This is a genomic window from Coprococcus sp. OM04-5BH, from assembly GCF_003482105.1.
Lineage (GTDB): Bacteria > Bacillota > Clostridia > Lachnospirales > Lachnospiraceae > Coprococcus.
On sequence record NZ_QULM01000010.1, the window covers coordinates 1 to 1,660 of the forward strand.

Consider the following 1,660-nt stretch of genomic DNA (forward strand, 5'->3'; position numbering starts at 1 on the left):
AAAGCCCTCTAGTCCACTTAAACTAGGACTTTACGCGACAGTAAGCAGACCATTTCTGTGTGTTCCGTCCACGGAAATAAATCCACAAGCGCGATTTTCTCCACTTGATACATCCGCTTGCGTCTCGGTGTGCCACAGGTACAGGTTGTAACGTATCTCTCATTTTCAGAGGGACTCTTCTTCATGACAAAAGCTACGTCACCACAATATTCTTTATTTAACAAAATAATATCTTTATTTACGAAAATCATAATTAAGATATTTGTTTAGTATTGATAACCCACTTTGAAAAATCTCCAAACATTTATTTTTTTCATCAACATTAAAACTAGGATGATATTCTTCATTTTTTAGAAGTTTCAAATTACTTCCATAGAATAACTTATTATAAATATCAACAATTTCTTCATCATTATAATCTCCTACAAATTCTTCATTTAGTGATTTTGATAAATCACTAAATAAATGCCATGTATCTATTAAACTTTGACAATTTTGCGATATTTCTACATTATCTATTAACTCGGTAATTTTAGATAGATAAAAGACCGTTATTCCTTTTTCAAAAATAATATGTTCCTTATCCGCAAATATATTTGCTTCTTCGACACTAGAAAAAACTAACAGCCGTTGATTAAAAAGCAAGAAACCATCTTCATCGTTGCTATACCATATAAAAAAATAAGTTAATCCATTATAAATAATTTTTGTCAAATAATATTTCGTCATAACTTTGTTCCTAATTATTCCAAATCTTCTTTTGTTGGTAGTCTGCGGATTTCTCTTCCATCTGTGCATTTGCGCGGAACATCCGATATTCCGGCGGACAAGTTTTCAAATACTCGGATTGACAAATCATCTAATTCTGTTATAAAATGTATCTAGAAAATGAGTTTTACAACCGTACAGTTTTTACTCAAGCGGCTCACTCGTTTCTTTTTTTATTCATTTTCTTTATGCTCGTTTACAGAAAGATTTCCTATCAAATCTTCACCAATTTTGCAAGTGGATAACTTATCAATTGCCATTTGAACCTGAAACTCATTTAGTTCGATCTCAACATCGTAAATGTTTCCGCTTCTTGGCAGTCTGACATGAATAACTGCAAAATGCTGATACTCCTCCGTATTATAAATTCCATCCTCATACTTCTTAAGACGTACTATTTTTCTTGATATTCCTTCCACCAACCGATAATCTATTGCATATATTTTTTTCTCTGTAAATCCATGTAAATGTGTAGTTCCAAATGCTAAAGCATTTGTTTTATAGAAAAGCATTTGACTTTTTAAATATGACGCTTCAAGCTCCTCATAATCAATATCACCCTTCAACCACTTCCGTACCGGCATTCCTATATACAGTGAAAACTCTAGCCAAAACAAAAATCCGAACAGGCAAAGTCCTATGACAGCCATATAATAACGTCCTAAAGGAATAAGACACAAGGTACAAAATATTAGGAACAACTGCAATATCATTTTGACAAGATATTCCCGTCTTTGAAATCTTTTTAATAAATCCCGTTTCATGTTTTGATACTTAGGTTTCTCAAAAGGGTGCTCATTGAGATAGATCACATATTTCTCATGCCACTCAGGGCTTTCAAAATAGCTGCCATCCATATATTGCACTTTCGTCTCCTGGGCTTTCATATCTG

General features: G+C 33.0%; 2 protein-coding genes. Both read right to left on the minus strand.

What is annotated here, in order from left to right; genetic code table 11:
* Window positions 1–234 precede the first annotated feature (234 nt).
* Window positions 235–729, minus strand: a complete 495-nt coding sequence (locus DXB54_RS11745; protein ID WP_021984481.1) for a hypothetical protein — start codon at window positions 727–729, stop codon at window positions 235–237.
* A 212-nt stretch (window positions 730–941) separates the two neighbouring features.
* Window positions 942–1,660 (minus strand): hypothetical protein (locus DXB54_RS11750; RefSeq protein ID WP_118695290.1); only part of this gene is annotated, 719 nt, incomplete at its 5' end.

Excerpts from the sequence above, each read along its gene's own strand:
- DXB54_RS11745 (WP_021984481.1), bottom strand. The coding sequence starts at position 729 with ATGACGAAATATTATTTGACAAAAATTATTTATAATGGATTAACTTAT.